Source organism: Nocardiopsis sp. NPDC058789 (assembly GCF_042745575.1).
Lineage (GTDB): Bacteria > Actinomycetota > Actinomycetes > Streptosporangiales > Streptosporangiaceae > Nocardiopsis > Nocardiopsis eucommiae.
Genome location: NZ_JBHYOW010000009.1, coordinates 220,495 through 244,461, shown reverse-complemented (window position 1 = coordinate 244,461; position 23,967 = coordinate 220,495). Strand labels below are relative to the sequence as shown.

At 70.7% G+C, this 23,967-nt stretch carries 22 protein-coding genes and 2 CRISPR repeat arrays; of the genes, 16 read left to right on the top strand and 6 right to left on the bottom strand.

Translation table 11 applies throughout. The annotated features are described in order from the left end of the window. Positions 1–95: 95 nt before the first annotated feature. From cydB to ACFW3L_RS15935, 3 genes are all read right to left on the bottom strand, one after another. The gene (gene cydB, locus ACFW3L_RS15945; protein ID WP_378740937.1) at positions 96–1,166 is read right to left on the bottom strand and encodes a cytochrome d ubiquinol oxidase subunit II; all 1,071 of its coding nucleotides are present in this window, start codon (positions 1,164–1,166) and stop codon (positions 96–98) included. 12 nt (positions 1,167–1,178) lie between these two features. Further along, the gene (locus ACFW3L_RS15940) at positions 1,179–2,624 is read right to left on the bottom strand and encodes a cytochrome ubiquinol oxidase subunit I (protein WP_378740935.1); all 1,446 of its coding nucleotides are present in this window, start codon (positions 2,622–2,624) and stop codon (positions 1,179–1,181) included. Positions 2,625–2,925: 301 nt separating this feature from the next. Continuing rightward, positions 2,926–3,648, bottom strand: a complete 723-nt coding sequence (locus ACFW3L_RS15935) for a DUF305 domain-containing protein (protein ID WP_378740933.1) — start codon at positions 3,646–3,648, stop codon at positions 2,926–2,928. A gap of 89 nt (positions 3,649–3,737) precedes the next feature. Between ACFW3L_RS15935 and ACFW3L_RS15930 the strand changes: the two genes are divergently transcribed. Further along, positions 3,738–4,511, top strand: coding sequence for a DUF3105 domain-containing protein (locus tag ACFW3L_RS15930; protein ID WP_378740931.1), 774 nt, complete (start codon positions 3,738–3,740; stop codon positions 4,509–4,511). A 99-nt stretch (positions 4,512–4,610) separates the two neighbouring features. Here ACFW3L_RS15930 and ACFW3L_RS15925 read toward each other — a convergent pair whose 3' ends face one another. Continuing rightward, positions 4,611–5,072 carry a DUF3515 domain-containing protein gene (locus tag ACFW3L_RS15925; protein ID WP_378741045.1) on the bottom strand — a complete coding sequence of 154 codons (462 nt, stop codon included), beginning with the start codon at positions 5,070–5,072 and terminating at the stop codon, positions 4,611–4,613. Between the two features lie 31 nt (positions 5,073–5,103). Further along, positions 5,104–5,337 (bottom strand): Lrp/AsnC family transcriptional regulator, encoded by a 234-nt coding sequence (locus tag ACFW3L_RS15920; RefSeq protein ID WP_378740929.1) that lies wholly within the window; start codon positions 5,335–5,337, stop codon positions 5,104–5,106. 150 nt (positions 5,338–5,487) lie between these two features. Between ACFW3L_RS15920 and ACFW3L_RS15915 the strand changes: the two genes are divergently transcribed. Both ACFW3L_RS15915 and ACFW3L_RS15910 read left to right on the top strand, forming a co-directional pair. Beyond that, complete coding sequence (locus tag ACFW3L_RS15915; protein ID WP_378740927.1) at positions 5,488–6,474, top strand: thiamine-phosphate kinase; 987 nt, start codon at positions 5,488–5,490, stop codon at positions 6,472–6,474. 199 nt (positions 6,475–6,673) lie between these two features. Then, positions 6,674–7,330 carry a cellulose binding domain-containing protein gene (locus ACFW3L_RS15910; protein ID WP_378740925.1) on the top strand — a complete coding sequence of 219 codons (657 nt, stop codon included), beginning with the start codon at positions 6,674–6,676 and terminating at the stop codon, positions 7,328–7,330. Between the two features lie 120 nt (positions 7,331–7,450). Here ACFW3L_RS15910 and rpmB read toward each other — a convergent pair whose 3' ends face one another. After that, positions 7,451–7,636: a 50S ribosomal protein L28 gene (gene rpmB / locus ACFW3L_RS15905; RefSeq protein ID WP_013151263.1), complete on the bottom strand. Its 186-nt coding sequence runs from the start codon at positions 7,634–7,636 to the stop codon at positions 7,451–7,453. Positions 7,637–8,010: 374 nt separating this feature from the next. Between rpmB and recG the strand changes: the two genes are divergently transcribed. The 13 genes from recG (at position 8,011) to ACFW3L_RS15840 (ending at position 22,916) form a co-directional block, all read left to right on the top strand. Further along, complete coding sequence (recG, locus tag ACFW3L_RS15900) at positions 8,011–10,218, top strand: ATP-dependent DNA helicase RecG (protein WP_378740923.1); 2,208 nt, start codon at positions 8,011–8,013, stop codon at positions 10,216–10,218. A 288-nt stretch (positions 10,219–10,506) separates the two neighbouring features. After that, positions 10,507–11,073 carry a 16S rRNA (guanine(966)-N(2))-methyltransferase RsmD gene (gene rsmD, locus ACFW3L_RS15895; protein WP_378740921.1) on the top strand — a complete coding sequence of 189 codons (567 nt, stop codon included), beginning with the start codon at positions 10,507–10,509 and terminating at the stop codon, positions 11,071–11,073. Between the two features lie 208 nt (positions 11,074–11,281). Continuing rightward, entirely contained in the window at positions 11,282–11,770 is a 489-nt protein-coding gene (gene coaD, locus ACFW3L_RS15890) for a pantetheine-phosphate adenylyltransferase (RefSeq protein ID WP_378740919.1), read from the top strand. Positions 11,771–11,994: 224 nt separating this feature from the next. Next, positions 11,995–12,540 carry a YceD family protein gene (locus ACFW3L_RS15885; protein ID WP_378740917.1) on the top strand — a complete coding sequence of 182 codons (546 nt, stop codon included), beginning with the start codon at positions 11,995–11,997 and terminating at the stop codon, positions 12,538–12,540. Between the two features lie 132 nt (positions 12,541–12,672). Beyond that, positions 12,673–12,849 carry a 50S ribosomal protein L32 gene (gene rpmF, locus ACFW3L_RS15880; protein ID WP_013151268.1) on the top strand — a complete coding sequence of 59 codons (177 nt, stop codon included), beginning with the start codon at positions 12,673–12,675 and terminating at the stop codon, positions 12,847–12,849. 349 nt (positions 12,850–13,198) lie between these two features. Then, complete coding sequence (gene rnc, locus ACFW3L_RS15875; RefSeq protein ID WP_378740915.1) at positions 13,199–13,951, top strand: ribonuclease III; 753 nt, start codon at positions 13,199–13,201, stop codon at positions 13,949–13,951. A gap of 3 nt (positions 13,952–13,954) precedes the next feature. Continuing rightward, entirely contained in the window at positions 13,955–14,812 is an 858-nt protein-coding gene (gene mutM, locus ACFW3L_RS15870) for a bifunctional DNA-formamidopyrimidine glycosylase/DNA-(apurinic or apyrimidinic site) lyase (protein WP_378740913.1), read from the top strand. A 125-nt stretch (positions 14,813–14,937) separates the two neighbouring features. Beyond that, a complete protein-coding gene (locus ACFW3L_RS15865; RefSeq protein ID WP_017545947.1) occupies positions 14,938–15,225 on the top strand; it encodes an acylphosphatase in 288 nt (95 codons plus the stop codon). A gap of 371 nt (positions 15,226–15,596) precedes the next feature. Then, a complete protein-coding gene (locus ACFW3L_RS15860) occupies positions 15,597–15,788 on the top strand; it encodes a hypothetical protein (RefSeq protein WP_017545948.1) in 192 nt (63 codons plus the stop codon). Between the two features lie 454 nt (positions 15,789–16,242). Beyond that, on the top strand, positions 16,243–19,788 hold the full coding sequence (gene smc, locus ACFW3L_RS15855) for a chromosome segregation protein SMC (RefSeq protein ID WP_378740911.1): 3,546 nt from the start codon (positions 16,243–16,245) through the stop codon (positions 19,786–19,788). Between the two features lie 102 nt (positions 19,789–19,890). Next, on the top strand, positions 19,891–20,379 hold the full coding sequence (locus ACFW3L_RS15850) for a hypothetical protein (RefSeq protein WP_378740909.1): 489 nt from the start codon (positions 19,891–19,893) through the stop codon (positions 20,377–20,379). A 119-nt stretch (positions 20,380–20,498) separates the two neighbouring features. Next, positions 20,499–20,885, top strand: a complete 387-nt coding sequence (locus tag ACFW3L_RS15845; protein WP_378740907.1) for a hypothetical protein — start codon at positions 20,499–20,501, stop codon at positions 20,883–20,885. Positions 20,886–21,034: 149 nt separating this feature from the next. Beyond that, positions 21,035–22,039: a CRISPR direct-repeat array (repeat unit 25 nt; unit sequence CTGCTCCCCGCGCACGCGGGGATGG). A gap of 340 nt (positions 22,040–22,379) precedes the next feature. Continuing rightward, on the top strand, positions 22,380–22,916 hold the full coding sequence (locus tag ACFW3L_RS15840; RefSeq protein WP_378740905.1) for an NUDIX hydrolase: 537 nt from the start codon (positions 22,380–22,382) through the stop codon (positions 22,914–22,916). Between the two features lie 298 nt (positions 22,917–23,214). Then, positions 23,215–23,796: a CRISPR direct-repeat array (repeat unit 29 nt; unit sequence CTGCTCCCCGCGCACGCGGGGATGGACCC). Between the last annotated feature and the right edge of the window lie 171 nt (positions 23,797–23,967).

Here is a 23,967-nt window from a genome sequence, read left to right as displayed (position 1 = left end):
TCCAGTATCCGGGTCGGCCCCCGGTCGGGCCGTACCCTCCGCGACCCGGGGCGACGCGGGAGGCGGAGGGCACGGCGACACGGGACCGGCCCCGGTCAGGAGGCCTGGTCCGGTCCGCCTCCACCGGTGGTGCCGGGGGTGGCGGCGTGGGCGGCGGGGGCGTGGGCGGACAGGCTGACCTGTTCGCGGGTGACCCGCTTGCGGAAGACCCAGTAGCTCCAGGACTGGTAGCCGATCACCAGCGGCAGGAACACCAGCGCCACCCACGACATCACGGTGAGCGTGTAGTCGGCGGAGGAGGCGTTCTCGACGGTGAGGCTGAAGGCCGCGTCGGTGGTGGACGGGAGCACGTCGGGGAACAGCGCCCCGAACAGCGCGGTCACGGCGGCCAGGATGGTCACCGCCGTGGCCACGAACGACCATCCCTCGCGCCGGTACCAGGAGGCGACCACACCGGCCACCAGCGCCAGGGCTGCGATCAGCACGAGCGGCAGTGTCCACGGCTTGCCGTGGGCGAACTGGGTCCAGAGCAGGAACCCGGCGCCCGCGGGGACCGCGACGCAGGCGGCCACCAGCGTGGCCCGGCGGGCGCGGACCCGGACCGGCCCGTCGGTCTTGAGGGTCAGGAAGACGGCGCCGTGCAGGGTGAACAGCGACAGCGTCGTCACCCCGCCGAGCAGGGCGTACGGGTTGAGCAGGTCCAGCAGGGACGCGGTCACGATGTGGTCGGAGTCCATCGCCACGCCCCGGACGATGTTGGCGAAGGCGACGCCCCACAGGAAGGCGGGGACGGAGCTGCCGAAGAAGATCGCCCGGTCCCACCAGTCCTGCCAGCGGGGGTCGTCGCGCTTGCCCCGGTACTCGAAGGCCACGCCGCGCAGGATGAGCGCGATGAGGATGAGGAACAGCGGCACGTAGAACCCGCTGAACAGGGACGCGTACCAGGCGGGGAAGGCGGCGAACATGGCGCCGCCCGCCGTGAGCAGCCACACCTCGTTGGCGTCCCAGACCGGGCCGATGGAGTTGATGGTGACCCGTCGGTCCACGGAGTTGCGCCTGCCCATGAAGGGCAGCAGGGTGCCCACCCCGAAGTCGAATCCCTCCAGGACGAAGTACCCGATCCACAGGACCGCGATGGCGACGAACCAGATGACGGCCAGTTCCATGGTCGTTGGCTCCTAGTAGCTGAAGTGGGGGATCTGGGACTCGTCCTCGTCGTTCTCCAGATCCGGGACGAGGTGCGAGGGGCCCTTCTTGACGTACTTCCACAGCAGGCCGACCTCGATGACGAACAGCAGCCCGTACACGGCGGTGAAGATGCCCAGGCTCATGGCGACCGTCCCGAGGCTGACCCCGGGGGAGACGCTGTTCGCGGTGAGCAGTTCGCCGTGGACGGTCCAGGGCTGGCGTCCCATCTCGGTGAGCACCCACCCGAAGATGTTGGCGAGCAGGGCGGAGGGCAGCGCGGCGATCGCGGCGTAGTAGAACCACCGGCTCCTCGGCAGGCGCGTCCGTCCCCGGGTGAGCCACAGCCCCAGGGCGGCCACGGCCACCCCGAAGATCCCGAAGCCCATCATCAGGCGGAAGGCCCAGTACACGACGAACACGTTGGGGATGTAGTCCCCCGGCCCGTAGTACTCCTCGTAGGCCTCCTGGAGGTTGTTCATCCCGTGCACCTCGCCGTCGAAGTGCCCGGTGGCCAGGAAGCTCAGGATGTTGGGGACGCCGACGTCGATCGGGTTGTACCGGGCTTCGGTGTCGCCGACCGCGAAGGTGGAGAAGGGCGCGCCCTCCTCCGTCTCCCACAGGGCTTCGGCGGCGGCGAGCTTCATGGGTTCGTACTCGGCGGCGAGCTTGGCCTGGTGGTCGCCCGAGACGAACGTGAGCGCCCCGGCCAGCAGAGTGAAGACCAGGCCGACCTTCAGGGTGGAGCGGAAGAGCGCGAGGTCCCGCTTGGGCGGGGTGACGCCGACCTCGCCGGTGTCGTCGTGCCGGGTGTTGCGCCACAGCTTGAAGGCGCTGACCGCGACCACGAAGAGTCCGGCGGTGACGAAGGCGGCCGAGACGGTGTGCAGGTACGTGGACCAGGCCTGGTCGTTGCTGAGCACGGCCCAGATGTCGTTGAGTTCGGCGCGGCCGTTCTCCGGGTTGACCTCGTAGCCGACCGGGCGGCGCATCCAGGCGTTGGCGGCCAGGATGAAGTACGCCGACAGGTTGGTGCCGACCGCGACCACCCAGATGCAGGCCAGGTGGACGCCGCGCGGCAGGCGGTGCCACCCGAAGATCCACAGCCCGATGAACGTGGACTCCAGGAAGAAGGCGAGGAGGGCCTCCATCGCGAGGGGCGCCCCGAAGACGTCCCCGACGAAGCGCGAGTACTCGCTCCAGTTCATGCCGAACTGGAACTCCTGCACGATCCCGGTGACCACGCCCATGGCGAAGTTGATCAGGAACAGCTTGCCGAAGAACTGGGTGGCCTGGAGGTACTCGTGTCGTCCGGTGCGGTACCAGAAGGTCTGGAGCACGGCCACGATGAACGACAGCCCGATCGTCAGGGGGACGAAGAGGAAGTGGTAGATCGTGGTGACGCCGAACTGCCACCTCGCCAGGTCTAGTGCTTCCATGCCCGCCCTCTCAATTACCGACTGCCGGTAGTACTACGAACTGTAGTGCTACGGCTTGTCGTATGTGGGGGCGCCCCCCTGAGAGACCGGACACGTCGGGGAGGGGGCGGTCGGGCGGGAGCCGGGAACGTCCCCGCGCGACCGGTGAGGACCCCGGTGGCACAGCCAACGCCTCGGACGACGGGAACGCCCCGGGACAGCACGACGGCGCGCCCCCGTCTCCGGGGACGCGCCGTGACACCGTGTCTCCTCGCCCGCCCGTCGTCCTCCCGAGGCAGGGCTCCCGCGCGGCGGCGGGACGTTACCGGCGCAGCTCCAGCAGCCGCTCCATGTTGTCCACCTCGGACTGCTGCGCGTCGACCATGCCCTGGGCGAAGGTCGTGACCAGGTCCTCGTTGCCGAGCTCCACCTCGGCCTCGGCCATGTCGATCCCGCCGAGGTGGTGGGCGATCATCAGCTCCAGGAAGAGGACCTCGGCCTCCTCGCCCTCGGCGTCGGTGAGCCGGACCATCTCCTCCTCGGTGGCCCAGCCCGGCATGGTCTCGGGCACCACGCCCTCACCGCCGCCGTGGTCGTGGGCGGCCATCCAGGTCATCGGGGGCTCGGAGGCGCGGGCGGTCAGACCCCACGAGCTCAGCCACCCCTGCATCATCCCGATCTGCGCCTGCTGGGTCCGCGCCATGTCCGTGGCGATCGTGTGCACCTCGACGTCGTCGGTCCTGTCCATGACGAGCAGCGCCATGTCCACGGCCTGGGCGTGGTGGGTGCTCATGTCACGCAGGAAACCGGCGTCGGCGCTGGTGTCCAGCGGGTACGACGGGCGGCCCAGGAGCAGCCCCCCGACCAGGGCGAGGGCGACCAACGTCACGGTCATCCAGAGCGGAACCGAACGTCCCGGCGAGGAGGGAGCGGAGGTGTCGCCCTCGTCCTCCGGGTTCGCGTCGGACTCGGCCGTTCCGTCCTCGTACGACTCCTCGTCGGCACGGTCGGTGTCGTCGGACGCCGCCCCGGTCACATGCCCCATCTGAACCACCCTGGTCAAATCGCACCACTCTGATGCCAAAGTAGAGGATAGGAAAGTCCCTTTCGACCACATCCAGCCCAGGAGAACCAGTGGCCAAGAAGACGAAGGCGGAGGAGCGTCGCGCTCGCGCCGCCGCCCTGCGGGAAGAGCAGCGCAAGAAGGAACGCCGCGCCAAGATCCTCAAGATCGCAGGGATCAGCGTAGCCTCCGCGGCGGTCCTGGGTCTCCTGGGAACCGCGGTCTTCATGGAGTTCCGCTCCCGCAACATCTCCGGCGTGCAGGAGTACGCCATCGACGAGTACAACCACGTTCCGGACGGCCAGCGCGTGGACTACGCGCAGTCCCCGCCGGTCGGCGGCCAGCACTGGAACAGGTGGCAGAACTGCGGGGTGTACACCGAGCCGCTGATGCCGGAGTTCGCCGTCCACTCCCTGGAGCACGGCGCGGTCTGGATCACCTACGAACCGGACATCGCGGAGGACCAGATCGAGGCGCTCCAGGGTTTCTACAACCCCGGCGACTACCTGGTCATCAGCCCCTACGAGGGTGAGATGGACGCGCCGATCGTCGCCTCCAGCTGGGGCCGCCAGATCACCGCCGACAGCGCGGACGACGAGGACCTCGCCCGCTACGTCCAGTACTACGAGCGCGGCCAGGACGTCCCCGAGCCCGGCGCCGCCTGCTCCGGCTCCATTTCGTTCACCGCCGCCGAGATCGAGGCCGAGATCGCGGAGGACGGCCCGGACGCCGAGTCCCTGGAAGGCGCGGACAGCGACGAGTCCGGCTCCGACGCCGACAACGAGGACACCGACTCCGAGACCACCGACGAGCCCAGCGCCGCTCCCGAAGAGGACACGGAGTAGGGCCGAGACATCCCCCCGGAACGCGAACGTGGGGCCGCAGGCGACCTTCCCGCCTGCGGCCCCACACGTGTGTCGGGAGGTGGGCGCCCCCCGAAGCGGTCACCGACCGCTGTCGGCGCGCTCTTCCAGGTGCTCGGAGATCAGGTCGCTCAGTTCGCTGAGCGCGGGGGCGGGGGCGCCGTAGGAGGGCGGAACCGTCAGCTCGACGTAGGCCTCGCGCTCGACCGCCGTGTACACGGTGGGGGCGTCCTCGGGCTGGGGAAGCCACGCCACACCGTTGACCTCCTCCAGGATCGAGTCCATCTCCAGGGAGGCGGGCCGGGGCACACCGCAGCGCAGCCCGATGGGCGGGTCGCCCCAGGCGGCCATGATCTCCGACTCGGGCTGAACGGTCGCGCGGTCGGCGCCGAGCAGCGTCTCCGGGAGGTCCGCGACCAGCGCGCCACACGCCTCCGCGGTCTGACCGTCCGTCTCGGGGGGCTGCATCTGCACGGTCTGGCCGCCGCAACCGGCCGTCACCAGGACGACGGCGAGGGCCGCTCCGAAGTAGCGCTTGTGCACGGGCAACCTCGCTCCGTCGACTCGGTCGACCTCAGATGTTGACGATGGGACAGGTAAGGGTACGGGCGATGCCGTCCAGACGCTGAATCCGGGCGACGACGAGGGAGCCCAGGGCGTCCATGTCCTCCGCCCGCGCCTGCACGATCACATCGTAGGGACCGGTGACGTCGTTCGCCTGGTCGACCCCCGCGATCCCGCGCACGCGCTCCGCGACCTCGGCGGACTGGCCCACCTCGGTCTGGATCAGGATGTATGCCTGCACCATGTTGACTTCTCCTTCGTGCCGGGCCTGTGGGGTGGCGAGCGGACGTGGCCCCGGCCGGAGGGCACAGCCGATGACGAACGGATCACGAACGTGGGGCCTGACCACGGGGTCTAGACCTCTGCGCCGGAGCGTCACCGTACCCTGATCTGTGTGTTGAGCACCATTGGGGGTCTTGGTGAGTTCGCTCTGATCAAGCGCGTGACGAGCCAATTCCCCAGGACGGACGACGTAATCCTCGGACCCGGCGACGACGCCGCGGTCGTGGCCGCGCCCGACGGGCGCACGGTCGCGACCACGGACCTCCTCGTCGAGGGCCGCCACTTCCGGCGGGACTGGTCCACCGCCCGCGACGTCGGGCACCGCGCCGTGGCGCAGAACTACGCCGACGTCGCGGCCATGGGAGCGCGCCCCACGGGGCTGCTCATCGGCTTCGCCGCGCCCCCGGAACTCCCCCTGGCCTGGGCCGAGGAGTTCACCCTCGGCGTGCGCGACGAGTGCGCCAGGGCCGGGGGAGCGGTGGTGGGCGGCGACACGGTGGGATCGGACACCCTGACCATCGCCGTCACCGCCCTGGGCGACCTGGAGGGGCGCGCCCCGGTCCGCCGTGACGGTGCCCGCCCCGGGGACGTGGTCGCCTACACCGGTCACCTCGGCCTGTCCGCCGCCGGGCTGGCCCTCCTGGAGCGGGGCGTCGACGGACCGGCGGCGTGCCTGTCCGAGCACCGCAGGCCGAGCCCGCCCTATCTCGCGGGTCCCGAGGCGTCCCGGCTCGGCGCGACCGCCATGCTCGACGTGAGCGACGGTCTCGTCCAGGACCTCGGACACGTCTGCCGGGCCAGTGGCGTCAGCGTCCGCCTGGAGTCGGAGGGGTTGCGGCCCGAATCCGCACTCCTCGAAGCCGTCCGTGTACTCGGGGCTTCTGCGGGGAAGGCTGAGGAAGCCGCCCGTCGCCTGATGGTGGCCGGCGGCGAGGACCACGCGCTCGCGGCGGTCTTCCCCCCGGAGGTCGTGCTCCCGGAGCACTGGCACCGCGTGGGGACCGTGGGCGAGGCACCTGAGGAGGGCGGACGGCCCTCCGTCACGGTGGACGGAAACGTGGTCGAGCGCGGTGGGTGGGATCATTTCCGACGGGACTGAGCCCGTTTGGATTTGTCCTGTTTGGCTGGGGCGCTAGGCTTTGCCATCGCGGTCAGCGTTGGCCTACGGACAGTGGTCCGGCCTCGCGGGGCCCGAACCCGCGGCGATCCACCGAGGTGAGGACCCTGGTCCGCGTGGCCGTCGGCCCGGGGTGAGCAGGGCGAGCGGAACGACGTCGGAGGGCGGCACATGGGGCGGCATGGCTAGGCGGCACGGCCATCGTCGTGGAGCCCACCGCAGCGAACCGGAGAACGCCGGGGCGCTGCGGCGGTTCGGCGGACTCCTGGAGAGCACGGTGCCCAAACGGGTCGAACCGCCGAGGCTGCTCAACGTCCTCGTCGTCTCCGGGGTGATCCTCGGGCTGCTCCTGTTCGGCTACAGCACCACACAGATCTACCTTCAGTTCGGCGGCCCGCCCGGTGCGACGGAGGCCCCCGGCCCGCAGGACGGGGGGGCCGACCCCACCCAGGACGCCTCCCCGCGCCCGGACCGGGGCGGTGCCTCGTCCGGGGAGGGGAGCACCGGACCACAGACCCAGGCCGGGTCGGACCCCACGGCCGTCTCGTACCGGGTGCTGGAGGCGACGGCGGTCGGCTTCACCGGCCGGGTGACCGTCACCAACACCTCGCGGAGCCGGCTCGACGCGTGGGAGCTGGCCCTGGCCTTCGAGAGCGCCGACGTCACCGAGGTCCACGACGCGGACTGGGAGCCGTTGGAGGACGGCATCCTGGCCCGCCAGTCCGGGACCGAGGGACACCTGGAGCCTGGGGAGTCGGCCACGCTGACCTTCGACGCGATCGGTGCCTCCCAGAGCCCCGTGCGGTGCTCCCTCAACGGCCACGTGTGTGACCTGTAGCTCCGCTGGCTCCGATCGCCGCTCGCGCCACGCGCTTCACCCGGGCACCGGTTCCGGACAGCACGAAGGCCCCCCGACCGGAGTCGGAGGGCCCTTCGAGAACTACGGGTGGGAGGGACCCTAGCGGGTCACCTTGCCAGCCTTGATGCACGAGGTGCACGCGTTCACACGCTTGGGCGTGCCGCCCACGCGGGTGCGAACGGTCTGGATGTTGGGGTTCCAGCGGCGGCGGGTGCGACGGTGCGAGTGGGAAACACTGTTACCGAACCCTGGTCCCTTGCCGCAGACGTCGCAGACGGAAGCCACGGTAACTCCATTCAAGTGCTCGGGATCGCGCACGTCGCCGCACGCGAGAGGTCATCCGGCCAGAGGAGGCCGGGTGGGCAGGCTGGCGAGGACGCCAACCGGGGAAGAGTACACGAAGGACATGCCCGAAGGTGAAATCAGACCACTGGCGGGCGTCCGTACGCGCAACGGCGGGGAACGGCGCGGCCGAGGCCTCACACACCCACCGGAGCATCGAGATCAGCCACGCGGGCATGGCGAAAACGCGATGAACTCTGACGAGTATACCCCGGTTGGGACGGGCGGACGTCAAGCTTGGCTTGACCCCGGTCGTCACACCGGAGGTCTACGGTGACAGTGACGGGCGACCCCACGAGGCCAGGACGGGAACCACAGTGAGCACCTGGGACGAGCCGCTGCGCAAAGGACCGCTCGGCGGCAGGACGGCGAAGGCACTCGCCGACAAACTCGACCTCCACACCCTCGGTGACCTGCTGCGCTACTACCCGCGCAGGTACGACCGCCGGGGCGAACTCACCGACCTCGCGCTCCTGCGCGAGGGCGAGGACGTCACCGTGCAGGCCAAGGTCCTGGACGCCCGGCGGCGCACCATCCCCGCCCGCCAGGGCCGCCGCCGCATGGACATGATGGAGGCCACCGTCACCGACGGCACCGGCCGTCTGCACCTGACCTTCTTCAACCGGGGGTCCCACCACCAGAACACCCTGGTGCCCGGGCGGCTGGCCATGTTCTCCGGCCGGGTCTCCACCTTCAAGGGCCGACGCCAGCTCGACCACCCGGAGTACGTGCTCCTGGACGACGAGGGCCTGGAAGGCGAGGCCGCGCGGGCGTACGCCAACGAGCTCATCCCCGTCTACCCGGCGGTCAAGGGGCTGGACTCCGCCACCATCGCCCGGTCGGTCGGGGTCGCCCTCGACTACGCCGTGGACATCCCCGACCCCCTCCCGCCCGAACTGCGCGACCGCAAGGGGCTCCTCGGCGTCCACCGGGCGCTCGTCCAGATCCACCGGCCCGCCGAGTGGGCCGAGGTCGGGACCGCCCGGCGCCGCCTGAAGTGGGACGAGGCCTTCGTGCTCCAGCTGGCCCTCGCCCAGCGGCGCCAGCAGGCCGAGGAGCTGCCCGCCCGGCCCCGGCCCGGCACCGACGGCGGGATCCTCGACGCCTTCGACGCCCAGCTCCCGTTCACGCTGACCGAGGGCCAGGAGGAGGTCGGTGCACGGCTGGCCGAACGGTTGAACGCCACCCATCCCATGCACTGCCTCCTCCAGGGTGACGTCGGCGCGGGCAAGACCCTGGTGGCGCTGCGCGCGATGCTGCGGGTGGTGGACTCGGGCGGCCAGGCGGTCATGCTGGCCCCCACCGAGGTCCTGGCCCAGCAGCACCACCGCTCCATCAGCGCCATGCTCGGGGCGCTCGGCCGGGCCGGGCAGATCGACGGCGCCGACACCGCGACCCGCGTCGCCCTGCTCACCGGGTCCATGAACACCGCCGCCCGGCGCGAGGCCCTGCTGGAGGCGGCCTCGGGCCAGGCGGGGATCGTCGTCGGCACCCACGCCCTGCTCCAGGAGCACGTCTCCTTCGCCGACCTCGGCCTGGTGGTCGTGGACGAGCAGCACCGCTTCGGCGTGGAGCAGCGCGACGCCCTGCGTGAGAAGGCCACGGACGGTCGCCCGCACGTGCTGGTGATGACCGCCACGCCCATCCCGAGGACCGTCGCGATGACCGTCTACGGCGACCTGGACGTGGTGGCACTCACCCAGCTGCCCCGGGGACGCGCGCCGATCTCCACCCACGTGGTCCCCGCCCACGAGAAGCCGCACTTCCTCACCCGCGCCTGGGAACGCGTCCGCGAGGAGGTGGGCCAGGGGCGCCAGGCCTTCGTGGTCTGCCCCCGGATCGGCGACGGACCCGGCGGGGAGACCGGTGACGAGGTCGAGGCCCCGCCCGAGGACGCGCCCCCGGGCGCCCGGCCCCCGCTGGCGGTGCTGGACGTGCTCGCCCGCCTCCGGGAGGGGCCGCTGGCGGACGTGCGGGTGGAGGCGCTGCACGGGCGGATGGCCCCGGACGACAAGGAGGCGGTGATGCGCCGCCTGACCTCCGGCCAGACCGACGTGGTCGTGTCCACCACCGTCATCGAGGTGGGCGTGGACGTGCCCAACGCCACGGTCATGGCGATCATGGACGCCGACCGGTTCGGGATCTCCCAGCTGCACCAGCTGCGCGGCCGGGTCGGCCGTGGCCAGCTGCCCGGGCTGTGCCTGCTGGTCACCGAGGCGGAGGAGGGCAGCCCCGCGCGTGAGCGGCTGGCCGCCGTCGCCTCGACCACGGACGGGTTCGAGCTGTCCCGCGCCGACCTGGAGATGCGCCGGGAGGGCGACGTGCTCGGAGACGCCCAGTCCGGGGCGCGTTCGAGCCTGCGCATGCTCACGCTGGTCAAGGACGAGGAGCTGATCGGGGAGGCCCGTGAGGAGGCCACCCGCCTGGTGGCCGAGGATCCGGGCCTGACCGGCCACCGGCCGTTGGCCGACGCCCTGGCGGCCCTGCTTCCCGAGGAACGCGCGGAGTACCTGGACAAGACCTGAGCAGTGGCGGCCCGCGTCCACCGACGACGGGCCCCGGTCCCCGGGCTCGGTGCGCAGGCGGGGTCTCCCGGCGCGGTTCTGCTGCGGATACCGGCCGTCCCCAGGGCGGGTCCGGTTTCCACAGGAGGTCGGTGGTCCCCGGTCGTCCACAGGACTGCGGAACGTGTTTGTCCACAGGCGGGGAGGCCACCACTGGCGTGCCTGCCCGCCCCGGTGTTGACTCGATATCGGGGGAGCCTCCGCCTCCGCCCGCCTCGGCGTGCCCCGGGGCGCACTACCGTGGGGGCCATGACCCGCATCATCGCCGGGGCGGCGGGCGGACGGCGCATCTCCGCCCCCGACGGCCGCACCACCCGACCCACCAGTGACAGGGCCCGCGAGGCGCTGTTCTCCTCCGTCCAGTCCGACCTCGGCTCCCTCGACGGGCTCCGGGTGATGGACCTCTACGCGGGGTCCGGGGCGATCGGCCTGGAAGCCCTCTCCCGCGGTGCCGCGCACGCCCTGCTGGTGGAGGCCGACCACAAGGCGGCCCGGGTGGTGAGGGAGAACATCGCCACACTGCGGCTCCCCGGGGCGGAACTCGCCGCCGACCGGGTCGAGCGGGTGCTGGCGCGCGGCAACCTCGGCGCCCCCTACGACCTCGTGGTGGCCGACCCGCCCTACGCGGTCACCGACGACGAGGTCGCCTCCGTGCTGTCGTCCCTGGTCGAGCACGGGTGGCTGGCCCCGTCCGCGATGCTCGTGGTGGAGCGGTCCAAGCGCGGTGCCGAACCGGCCTGGCCAGGGGGGATCGAGCTGGACCGCAGCCGCAAGTACGGCGAGGCGATCCTCTGGTACGCCCGCACCACCGAGTAGATATCGGGCATACGCCACGTTCGCTACGTTTTCCGGCGTCACGCGGGGGAAGGTTCAGACGACCCGGTGGCGTCGGCCCTCACCGTGGCCGCGCCGGGTGTGAAAGCGGACACGGGGGACCGCTAAGTGGGAGTTGCCCGAAATGGGACGGGAGTGAGCCCCTACGATCGCTGTACCCGTGAGTAGTACCTGAGAGGGGCGATCCACCGTGCGCCGAGTCGTCTGTCCGGGCTCCTTCGACCCGGTCACCTACGGACACATCGACATCATCGGGCGAGCCGCCAAGCAGTACGACGAGGTCATCGCCGCCGTGCTCAACAACGTCAACAAGCGGGGGCTCTTCACCGTCCCCGAGAAGCTCGACATGCTCACCGAGGGCACCGCCGAGTTCGACAACGTCCGGGTCAGCGAGTTCGACGGGCTCCTCGTCGACTTCTGCCGCGACAACGGCATCGAGACCATCGTGCGCAGCCTCCGTTCGGTCAGTGACTTCGACTACGAACTCCAGATCGCGCAGATGAACTACCGGCTCTCCGGCGTGGAGACCGTCTTCATGACGGCCAACCCGCAGTACTCGTTCCTGTCGTCCAGCCTGGTCCGCGAGATCGCCCAGCACCGGGGCGACGTCTCCAGTCTGGTCACGCCCCACGTCCAGGAGCGCCTCAGGGAGAAGTACGCCGAACGCGCCCAGGGATGACCCCCGCGGGGGTGGCTTCGGGGGGCTGATTTGGGTGGTCGGGGACATGGTAGGTAGAATCTGGGTTCGACCATGGGCGTCGCCGGTCCTCGGCGTGCGCTCAGGCCGGTCAGCACCACCGCGACAGCCCGAATCAGCACCATGTCGGCGGCCGTGTGCCCGGCACCCGGAACTCTCCTGAAAGCGCGATCACCCTGTCTCGTCTAGATGCCCGCGACCCGTACGTGGTCGACACCCGCCAGCTGGGCCGCCAGCCGGGGTCGATGCGTACCGTCAACCGAATCGTGACCGTCCCCGACGCGTTCGAGACGGCGATGGCCAGCGTGCCCAAGGGCCAGGAGATCGAGCTGGACCTGCGCCTGGAGGCGGTGATGGAGGGCGTCCTCGTCACCGGGACCGTCAGCGGTCACCTCACGGCGGAGTGCTCCCGCTGCCTCGACCCCCTCTCCGAGGAGCTGGAGGCGGGCTTCCAGGAGATGTACCGGTACACCGGCGACGACGAAGTGAGCGTCCCCAGTGACGAGGACGCGGACGGCGATGATGAGGACTACTATCTAGAGGGCGATCTGCTCGACCTCGAACCAGTGATCCGAGACGCCGTCGTGCTCGCGCTCCCACTCTCACCGCTGTGCGGCCCGGACTGCCCCGGCCTGTGCGCCGAGTGCGGTGTCAAGCTCGCCGACGCCGGGCCGGACCACGGTCACGGCGACGGTGTCGACCCGCGTTGGGAAGCACTTCGCGACATCGCGGAGAAGCCCGACCAGCAGTGAGTCAGTGAACCGATCGCGCGCGGCCCCCACGGGGAACCGCCGACGACCGGAGCACACCCTCCCCGCCACAGCGCGCGGGGTGACCAGATAAGCGACCTCCCGCGACCGCGGGGGTGACCCAGGAGGATTGAAGTGGCCGTCCCGAAGCGGAAGATGTCGCGGAGCAACACCCGGACCCGCCGTTCCCAGTGGAAGGCGTCGCGCCCGGTGCTGGTCAACTGCCCGCGCTGCCGTGACCCGAAGCAGCCCCACATCGCGTGCCCGACCTGCGGCACCTACAACAACCGCCAGGTCACCAACCCGGCCTAACCCGGACGTGCCAGGCTTCGGGCAGCTGCCCGATCCCGTACTCCCGGACATCATCGGGGCGGAACCCTCTGAGGGATCCGCCCCGAAGTGCTGTCCGGGAACGGCCGTCCCGGGGGCCACCGTCCCCAGGGCTTTGTAGAGTGAAACCGACGGACCGTGGGAACACCATGATCCGTGGTGTCCGACACCGGTGATCCCGGTCCCACAGGGGCTCCCGAGATCGTGGTGGCCGCCGGGGGAGTGACCTCCCGCGACGATCACCTCGTTTTCGAGCGTCCTGGACGGCTCGGGGGACACCTCCACCTCCGCGCGCCGCCGCCCGGCGCGCCCAACAGGGAAGCGAACTCGCGTGGCAAGTCAACTCTCCGTCTCCGAGGCCAGGTCGTTCCACCGTGCGATCGGGGTGGAGGTGGACCCGAAGATCCTGCTCCGGGCCCTGACCCACCGCTCCTACGCGTACGAGAAGGGTGGTCTGCCCACCAACGAGCGCCTGGAGTTCCTGGGGGACTCCGTGCTCGGCCTCGTGGTCACCGACACCCTCTTCCGCAAGCACCCGGACCTGCCCGAGGGCCAGCTGGCCAAGCTGCGCGCCGCCGTCGTCAACATGCGGGCCCTGGCGGACGTCGCGCGCGGTCTGGGCATCGGTGAGTACATCCGGCTGGGCCGGGGCGAGGAGGGCACCGGGGGGCGCGACAAGTCGTCGATCCTCGCGGACACCCTGGAGGCCATCATCGGCGCGGTCTACCTGGACCGCGGCCTGGACACCGCCTCGGAGTTCGTGCACCGCCTCTTCGACCCGCTGATCGCCACCGCCTCCGGGCTGGGCGCCGGGCTGGACTGGAAGACCTCGCTCCAGGAGCTCACCGCCGCCGAGATGCTGGGTGTGCCCGAGTACCACGTGGACGAGAGCGGCCCCGACCACCAGAAGACCTTCCGCGCCACCGTGCGGGTCGCGGGCGAGAGCTACGGCCTGGGCGAGGGACGCAGCAAGAAGGAGGCCGAGCAGCAGGCCGCGGAGTCCGCGTGGAAGGCCATCCGGGCCCGCGCGGACCGCGCCGCCGAGCAGGCCAGGGACGGCTCCAGCGGTAGCGGGCGGGGCTGAGGCGTGCCCGAACTCCCCGAGGTCGAGGTGGTCCGGCGCGGTCTGGCCGAGCACGCCGTGGGGCGCCGGATCGGCGCCGTCGAGGTGCTGCACACGCGCTCGGTCCGCCGTCACGTGCCCGGCCCCGCCGACTTCGCGGCGCGGCTCGGCGGGCAGACCCCCACGGCGGTGCGCCGTCGCGGAAAGTACATGTGGCTGGTGCTGGACAGCGGCGACATGCTCCTGGCCCACCTGGGCATGAGCGGGCAGATGCTGGTGCAGCCGCAGGGCAAGCCGGACGAGCGGCACCTGCGGGTGCGGATTCCGCTGGACGACGGGAACGAACTGCGCTTCGTCGACCAGCGCACCTTCGGGCACCTGCTGCTGGACCGTGAGGGCGAGCGCGCCGAGGTGCCGTCGTCGGTGGACCACATCGCCCTGGATCCGCTGGACGCCGCGTTCGTCCCCGAGGCGTTCGTCAGGGCGCTGCGGGCCAAGCGGACGGAGGTGAAGCGGGCACTGCTGGACCAGTCACTGATCAGCGGTGTGGGCAACATCTACGCCGACGAGGCGCTGTGGCGGGCCCGGCTGCACTGGGCCCGTTCCACGCGGGGGCTCTCCAACGCCCAGGCCCTGGAACTGCTCGGACACGTCACCGACGTGATGACCGAGGCCCTGGCGGTCGGCGGCACCACGTTCGACGGGCTGTACGTGAACGTCAACGGTGAGAGCGGGTACTTCGAGCGGGGGCTCAACGCCTACGGGCGGCGGGACCGGCCGTGCGGCCGCTGCGGCACCCTGATCGTGCGTGAGGCCTTCATGAACCGCTCCTCGTTCAGCTGCCCGAGCTGTCAGCGTGCGCCGCGCGCCGCCCGCTCCTGAGCCGCGTTCGTCGCCGTCCGGGGGAGCGGAACGTAATATTTCGTCCCTTTTTTGATACGTCTGTGGTCTCACGTGGCGTGTCGGTGAGCAAAGTGTCTCCGTGAGGTAAGGGAGAGTTCGGGGCCGTGGGGCAAGAGGGAGAGCCGATCCGACTGACCGCCTGGGTGCGGGGGCGGGTCCAGGGCGTGGGTTTCCGCTGGTGGACGCGGGCTCGGGGGCTGGAACTCGGGCTCACCGGTGCCGCCACCAACCTGGACGACGGCCGGGTGGAGGTCGTCGCGGAGGGGTCACGGGAGAGCTGTGAGAGGCTGCTGGGACACCTGAGAAGCGGCGAAACCCCCGGAAGAGTGGACTCCGTGGTCGAACGCTGGGCTCCGCCCGGGGGTTCCTTCGACGGTTTCGTCGAGCGGTGAGTATGCTGGAACGGTAACGCGGTAGGAACATTGACCGTGGGGCGGCGCGACCGGGCGACAGACGGGCGCCGGGAGCCACGGGGATCACCGCGCGAGCCGTTCGAGGGCCGCGCTACCGGCGTCACCGCCGGGGGGTGGATCACGTTCTGACCGTGCGGTGCCACGTGCCCGGGTGGTTTCGGCCCGGGGTGTGGTCGTTACGGACTGTTGTAATCCAATCTTGACCAGCGGCGCGCGGAGTGAGACTCTGGAAGGCACACCGCGCAACTTCCGACCGTGGCGTCGGCCCTGAGTAACCCGGGTCGAAGAGTACACACGGGGACACGTATGCGCGCATCCCAACTGGTCACTCAGTGTGGAGGACCCACATCATGGCGAAGGCTCTGTTTGGCCACGTCGGCGGCTCCGACCCTCGTATGGTCTCGGAGATGCGACGGCTTCAGAAGCGGGTACGCGACCTCGAGGACGAGATCAGCCGTCTTCAGGCGAAGAACGACCAGCTCAGCATGGCCGTCACCGACGTCGCCGCCAGCGCGACCGACCGCGAGCCCGCGCTCGCCTGACACCGTGACGTCGTGAGGGCCGTCCGCGACGGCCTGGAGACGACACACGGAGGATGATCCACTGACGGGGACGCCGAAGCCACTTCCTGGCGTCCCTGGCCGGATCTCCACCGAACAGTCGAGGACTCGACACTCGGACTCGACACCCGATCGGCACGTACCGCATGCGTACCGGAGCCGGACGGGAACCCGAAACCGCCGCTCGCTTTCCCTTCCCTTGCGGTTTCCTTTACCGTTGTACCCGGCGGAATCGCACGCAACCCTCCGTGTTCGCGCGATCTCTCCGCCTCCGGCACCCCTCGGGCGTCGGCACCGCCGCAACGTCACGGTGTCGCAGCTCATCGCCCCCGAGTGGCCCCAACGCCGCACTTCGCGCCCTGCTTCATGGCACCCTTGAGGTCGGCCCCGTGGCGACCGCCCGTGGCGACAACGGTGACCGTCGTGGGAGGCGCGGGTGTACCTGAAGAATCTGACGCTGCGCGGCTTCAAGTCGTTCGCGTCGGCCACCACCCTGCGCTTCGAGCCCGGCATCACCTGTGTGGTGGGACCCAACGGGTCCGGCAAGTCCAACGTCGTCGACGCCCTGTCCTGGGTGATGGGCGAGCAGGGCGCCAAGTCCCTGCGCGGCGGCAAGATGGAGGACGTGATCTTCGCGGGCACCTCCACCCGCCAGGCGCTGGGCCGCGCCGAGGTCAGCCTCACCATCGACAACAACGACGGCGCCCTGCCGATCGACTACACCGAGGTCACCATCAAGCGGACCATGTTCCGCAACGGCGGCTCGGAGTACGCGATCAACGGCGACACCTGCCGTCTGCTCGACATCCAGGACCTGCTCAGCGACTCCGGCATCGGCCGCGAGATGCACGTCATCGTCGGCCAGGGACAGCTGGACACCGTCCTGCACGCCGGCCCCGAGGAACGCCGCGCCCTCATCGAGGAGGCCGCGGGCATCCTCAAGCACCGCAAGCGCAAAGAGAAGGCGATCCGCAAGCTCAACGCGATGCAGGGCAACCTGGACCGCGTCACCGACCTCACGGCCGAGCTCCGCCGCCAGCTCAAGCCCCTGGGCCGCCAGGCCGAACTCGCCCGCAGGGCCGCCGTCATCCAGGCCGACCTGCGCGACGCCCGGCTGCGCCTGCTCGCGGACGACATCGTCACCCTCACCGAGCAGCTGTCCAAGGAGGAGGCGGACGAGAAGGAGGTCCGCACCCGCCGCGGGGCCGCCGAGACCGCCCTCAACCAGGCCCAGGAGCGCGAGGCCGAGCTGGAGGAGCGCTCCACCGCCGCCGCCCCCGCCCTGGCCCGGACCACCGAGACCTACCACGCGCTGTCCCGCCTCACCGAACGCCTCGACGCCGTCCGGGGGCTGGCCACCGAACGCCACCAGAACCTGGTCGCCGTCCAGGGCGAGGTCGTCCAGCGCCGCGACCCCGAGGAACTGGAGATGGAGGCCGAGGAGGCAGCCGCCCAGGAGGAGGAGCTCCAGACCCGGCTGGAGGAGGCCCGCGAGGTCCTGGAGACCAGCGTCACCGAGCGCGCCGCCGCCGAGGACGCCCTGCACCGCGAGGAGCGCCGTCTGGAGGCCGCCTCACGCGCCTCCGCCGAGCGACGCGAGGGCATCGTCCGGCTGGCCGCCCGCGTGGAGGGACTGCGCGGACGCCTGACCTCCCACGAGGCCGAGATCACCCGGCTGGAGGAGGCCGCCCAGCAGGCCGCCGAGCGGGCCGCCGCCGCCCAGTCCGAGTACGAGATGGCCGCCGAGGAGTCCGCCGGGCTGGACGAGGGGGACGCCGAACTCGACGAGACCCAGGAGCGGTTCGCCCGCCAGCTGTCCGCCGTGGACGCCGAGCTCAACCAGCTCCGTGACACCGAGCGCTCCGCCGAGGGGGAGCGTGCCGCGCTCGCCGCCCGCAAGGAGGCCCTCGAACTCGGCCTGGCGCACAAGGACGGTGCCGGAACCCTCCTGGAGGCCGGGCTGCCCGGCATGCTCGGCAGCCTCGCCGCCCTCGTCCAGGTCGACCCGGGCCACGAGACCGCCGTCGCCGCCGCCTTCGGGGTGGCCGCCGGGGCGGTCGCCGTCCGCGACGAGGCCAGCGCCGCCGCCGCCCTGGAACTCCTCAAGTCCGAGGACGCGGGCCGGGCCGGGATCGTCGTCGCCCGCGCCGTCCCCTCCGCCGACCGCGCCAGCTGGCCCTCCCTGCCCGGGGGCGTCCGTTACGCCGCCGACGCCGTCAACGCCCCCGAGCACCTGTCCGACGCGGTAGCAGCCCTCCTGGACCGGGTGGCCTTGGCCGACGACGCCCCGGCCGCCCGCGAGCTGGTCGCCGCCCTTCCGCAGGTGCGGGCGGTCACCCCGGACGGCGACGTGTTCGCCACCGCCATGGTCCACGGGGGGACCGCCGCCGCGCCCAGCCTCCTGGAGGTCCAGGCCGCGGTGGACGAGGCCGCCGAACGCCTGGAGGCCGCGACCGAGGCCGCCAAGCGCGTCGCCGTGGAGCTGGACGAGAAGAAGCGCGAGCGCGCCGAGATCGCGGAGGCCGCCGACGAGGTCACCGCGCGGCGTCGCCAGGGGGACCGCCGGCGCAACGAGTCCGCGCAGAGGCTGGGCAAGCTCGGTGGTCAGGCCCGTTCCGCCGAGGCCGAGTCCGAGCGCTACGCGGCCGCCGCCGCCAAGGCCGCCGCGTCGCGGGGCGAGGACGCGCAGAAGTTGGAGCGCCTGGAGGAGGAGCTCGCGGAGGCCGAGGAGATCGCCGCCGCCGTCGAGGAGGAGGCGCCCGACGCCGACCACCGCGACGAACTCTCCGCCCTGGCCTCACGTGCCCGCGCCACCGAGATGGAGCGGCGGCTGGCCGTGCGCACCGCCGAGGAGCGGGCCCGTTCCATCGCGGGCCGCGCCGACGCCCTGCTGGCCCAGGCCGCCGAGGAGCGCAGGGCGGTGGAGCGCGAGGCCGAACGGCGCCGCAGCCGCGCCGCCCAGGCGACCGTCGCCCAGGCCGTGCTGGAGAGCGCCCGGCTGGCCTTGGAGCGCATCGCCGTGTCCCTGGCCGCCGCCGAGACCGAGCGCGTGGCCGCCGAGGCCGAGCGCGAGGCCCGCGACGGAGAGCTGAAGACCGTACGTGCCCGGGTCCGTGAGCTCTCGGTGGAGTTGGAGAAGCTGACCAGCTCCGCGCACAGCGGCGAGGTGGCCCGCGCCGAGCGCCGGATGCGTCTGGAGCAGCTGGAGACCAAGGCTCTGGAGGAGTTGGGCGTGGACGTGCCCACCCTCGTCGCCGAGTACGGTCCCCGCGTGCCGGTGCCCCCGGCGGCCGACGCCGACGAGACGGCGGTGCCGCTGCCCTACGTCCGCGAGGTGCAGGCCAAGCGGCTCAAGGTGGCCGAGCGCCAGCTCAACCAGCTCGGGAAGATCAACCCGCTGGCGCTGGAGGAGTTCGCGGCTCTGGAGGAGCGGCACGCCTTCCTCAACGCCCAGCTGGAGGACCTCAAGAAGACCCGCCGGGACCTGATGGACATCGTCGCGGAGGTGGACGCCCGGGTGCAGGAGGTGTTCTCCTCGGCCTACCTGGACGTGGAGCGGGAGTTCGCGGCGATCTTCGGCCGTCTGTTCCCCGGGGGTGAGGGTCGTCTGGTGCTGACCACCCCCGAGGACATGCTCACCACGGGCATCGAGGTCGAGGCCCGGCCGCCCGGCAAGAAGGTCAAGCGGCTGTCCCTGCTGTCCGGTGGTGAGCGCTCGCTGACCGCGGTGGCCTTCCTCGCGGCGATCTTCAAGGCACGACCGTCGCCCTTCTACGTGATGGACGAGGTCGAGGCGGCACTGGACGACACCAACCTCCAGCGTCTGCTGGTGATCTTCGAGGAGCTGCGGGAGTCGTCGCAGCTGATCGTGATCACCCACCAGAAGCGCACGATGGAGGCGGCGGACGCCCTGTACGGCGTCACCATGCAGGGTGACGGGATCTCGCAGGTCATCAGCCAGAAGCTCGACCGGCCCGCCTAGCGCCCGGACGCCCTCCGACGGTGTCCCGGGGTAGGCTCACGGTCGGCCTCCCGCGTTGGCGTGGGGCCGATCCCCCGCCTCCATCCCCTGTGAAGGTCTTCCTTGGACACCGCCGCTTCCGTTTTTCTGTTCGTCTTCGTCGCGCTGATCGTCGTTGCCATGGTCTACGCGGCCTATCGGAGCCGGGTCACGGCCACGGCCCTGGAGCGGGAGAGAACGGTGGGCCCGGAAGCGGTCGCCGTGGAGAGCGAGAAGGAGGAGGCCGGAGAGCAGGGGACCGAGCACGGGGAGAGGGTGCCCCACAAGGACGATCCCCTGTTGCGGCTGGTCGTGTGGGTGGGTTACGGCCTGGCCGTCGCACTGCTGGTGACGGATCCCGCCCTCCTTCTCATGATCGCGGGGGGAGAGGAGGCGAGGTCTCCGGGGTGCATGCCGGTGATCGGTGCCTCCTTCTGGCAGGAGCGCCCCTCGCTCGGCCAAGGGACCTGCTCCCAGCTGGCCATCTCCCGACTGGGGTGGGCCCTGGTGCTGTCGGTGGCGGCGACGGTCAGCCTGTTCACCCTCGCCCGCGACGCCGACCGGGCGAAGTGAGGGTGGCGTAGGTCACTGCCTCTCCCCTCGGTTCGAGGGGGACCGCGGACCGGTCGGAGCCCTAGCCTGGCGGTTGTAGTGCCAGTACCAACCCCAACCTTCAGGTCGAAACGGACGCCGTGTTCTTCATCCCCCTCGTGCTGTGGGCCCGACAGCGGATGCGCCACTTCCCCGGCGTCGTCCGCGCCAGTGTGGCGGTCGGGGGTACCGGTGTCTTCGCCATGATGCTGCTCCTGGGGACGTCGTACCGGGTGCAGCCGCCGCCGGGCGAGGAGGGCCGGGTGCGTTGCTCGCCGGTCGTGTGGGTGGGGCCCGCCCTGTGGGACGACCGCCGCGACTGGGGCGAGGACATCGAACAGATGATCCGCCAGGAGTGGGTGGACTCGTCCTGCTCGGAGCGGCAGAAGAGCCGCGCCATCCTGTCATTGGCGCTGGCCCTGCCCTCCAGCCTGTGCTTCGGCTACGCCCTCGTGAAGCTCCCCAGGGCGAAGGATGGGGATTCCTGATCGGGCCTAGGATCGGGAACGGGTGGCTGTAAGCGTTCTATGGGCAGTGGAGATAGCAGAGGGTCGTGGCGAGTTTGGGTGAATTGTCTGTTTCTCAACAACTTGCAGATTTGGCGTCTTTCCGCTGACAAACGTGCAGGTCAGCGAGACTGCTCCCCGCGCACGCGGGGATGGCCCCGCACGCCGGTCAGGCTGAGGGGACGCGGTCTCCTGCTCCCCGCGCACGCGGGGATGGCCCCCGCCCTGCTTCGCTGGAGCGTGCACCATGCAGCTGCTCCCCGCGCACGCGGGGATGGCCCCGAGAACTTGTTCATCGCCGCCGCGAGCCTCGGCTGCTCCCCGCGCACGCGGGGATGGCCCCCGGTAGGCGTCGGCCGATGATTGGAGACGGACGACTGCTCCCCGCGCACGCGGGGATGGCCCCGCGAGCGAAGACCTGGCATCTTGGCTCGGTGTCTGCTCCCCGCGCACGCGGGGATGGCCCCCCAGGGTTTGCCCCCTGTTCTGTGTGCAGATGCTGCTCCCCGCGCACGCGGGGATGGCCCCGTGTCCGTATGGCCGCCCGCCGTGCCCAGGATCTGCTCCCCGCGCACGCGGGGATGGCCCCGAGAACTTGTTCATCGCCGCCGCGAGCCTCGGCTGCTCCCCGCGCACGCGGGGATGGCCCCCGGTAGGCGTCGGCCGATGATTGGAGACGGACGACTGCTCCCCGCGCACGCGGGGATGGCCCCGCCGGTCCGCTTCCTACGACGGCACTCGCTTCCTGCTCCCCGCGCACGCGGCGATGGCCCCGCGGCGACGAGCTACCTGCTCGCCGCCCCACGCTGCTCCCCGCGCACGCGGCGATGGCCCCGCGGCGACGAGCTACCTGCTCGCCGCCCCACGCTGCTCCCCGCGCACGCGGGGATGGACCCAGTACGATCCAGGACACCTCGTCCCACCCCCTCTGCTCCCCGCGCACGCGGGGATGGACCCTGCTCCAGGCGGACACCGACATTCAGCCGGTACTGCTCCCCGCGCACGCGGGGATGGGCCCGCGGTGGAGATGACCCCCACCGAGGTGGCCAGCTGCTCCCCGCGCACGCGGGGATGGACCCCTCCACACGATCATCAACGACCGGTGGAAGGACTGCTCCCCGCGCAAGCGGGGTCGATGAACTCACTGCCGCTGAACGATACGCAGTCGAGTCAGTGCGCACCGTGAATCTCGCCCACACGCGTGGGCAGGTACACCGCTACGCAGGGCTTGCCCTCATTCGGATTCAGCAGTCGCGGGTAGACGAGGCGCTCCCCGCAGCTTGGAAGATGCTCAGACGTGCCGGTGGTATGGAATCCGTCAGGCTGAACGACCGGGTGAGGTCCGTCCTGGACGCTTTCGCACGTCGCAGCAGGGGATCAGAGATACGGGACTTCATCGAACAGGCGGACGCGGAGCTCATGTGGCAACTGTGATTGCCTGATGGTTGCAGACCGCGACCCCCAGGGAGACAACGCATGCGTTGGACCGTGCACTCGGAGAAACCCCTTTACACCGATCAGTGGCTCGATATCCGCCTCGCGGACGTGGAGATCACGGGAGGCAGACGTCTATCTCATCGGGTCATCCGTTCGGCTCCCGGTGCCGGAGCGGCTGTACTCGATGAGCAGGGGAACGTCCTGCTCATGTGGCGCCATCGCTTCATCACCGACACCTGGGGCTATGAGATCCCCATCGGAGGCATCAAGGAAGGTGAGCTCCCCAAGGATGCTGCCGCACGCGAGGTCGAGGAGGAGACCGGATGGCGTCCGGGCCCTTTGCGTCCGCTGCTGTACACCCAGCCCTCGAGTGGTCTCTCCGACAGCGAGCACCACATCTTCGTGGCTGACAGCGCTGAGCACATCGGTGAACCCGAAGAGGACTGGGAAGCCGAACGCCTTGACTGGGTACCGGTCGAGCGAATCCCGGAACTGGTGGATAAACGCGAACTTGTCAGCGGCACCTCCATGAACGCGCTCCTTTACCTTTACGCAACCGAAGTTGGTAATCGGTAACCGCGACGAGGAATCGGCGTTTCACGGAGAAGATGGCCCACTCCTGGCTGCGGACAGCCGCGCCATCCTGTCGTTGGCGCTGGCCTGCCCTCCAGCCTGTGCTTTGGCTACGCCCTCGTACACTTCCCAGGGCGAAGGACGGGGATTCCTGATCGGGCCTAGCATCGGGAACGGTGGCTGTACGCGTTGCACGGGCAGTGGAGGCAGAGGATCGTGGCGAGTTTGGGGTGAATTGTCTGTTTCTCAACAACTTGCAGATTTGGCTTTTTTCCGCTGACAAACGTGCAGGTCAGTGAGACTGCTCCCCGCGCACGCGGGGATGGACCCCAGAGAATGGTCGGCACCACATAGTCACGGATCTGCTCCCCGCGCACGCGGGGATGGACCCTAGGTTTCGTCAACAAATTCTTTACCCGACTCCTGCTCCCCGCGCACGCGGGGATGGACCCCCGAGTGGGCGTGCGAGCGTCTTAGGTGAGCACTGCTCCCCGCGCACGCGGGGATGGACCCAGGGCAGGAGGGACCAGGGCCGATTCCCGACGCTGCTCCCCGCGCACGCGGGGATGGACCCACCACGCCGGGGGGCCTAGCCCACCTCCAGGACCCTGCTCCTCGCGCACGTGGGGATGGACCCACGTGGCCGGGCCAGGAGGTCGGCAGGCGGAGCTGCTCCCCGCGCACGCGGGGATGGACCCGAGGACGGCGAGCCCTTCGTGGACCTGCTCGTCTGCTCCTCGCGCACGTGGGGATGGACCCACGAAGGACGGCTCGGCCTTCTTCTCCGCCCACTCTGCTCCCCGCGCACGCGGGGATGGACGCAAGGTGCGCGAGGCGGAAGCTGCTGCGCGTGTCTGCTCTCCGCGCACGCGGGGAGTGGAACAGCCGGGCGCGTGTGTTCGCGCGAGGCGACCAGGTTGGGACTGATTCCAGGACACCGGCAGGTCGCTGCGGCCCCGTGGAACGGCCCCGGGGAGCACAGGTGCACCTTTCGTCACCGAACGCCCTGAATCCGCGTATACGTTCGACTACGGAAAGAAAGCCCGAACGTCGA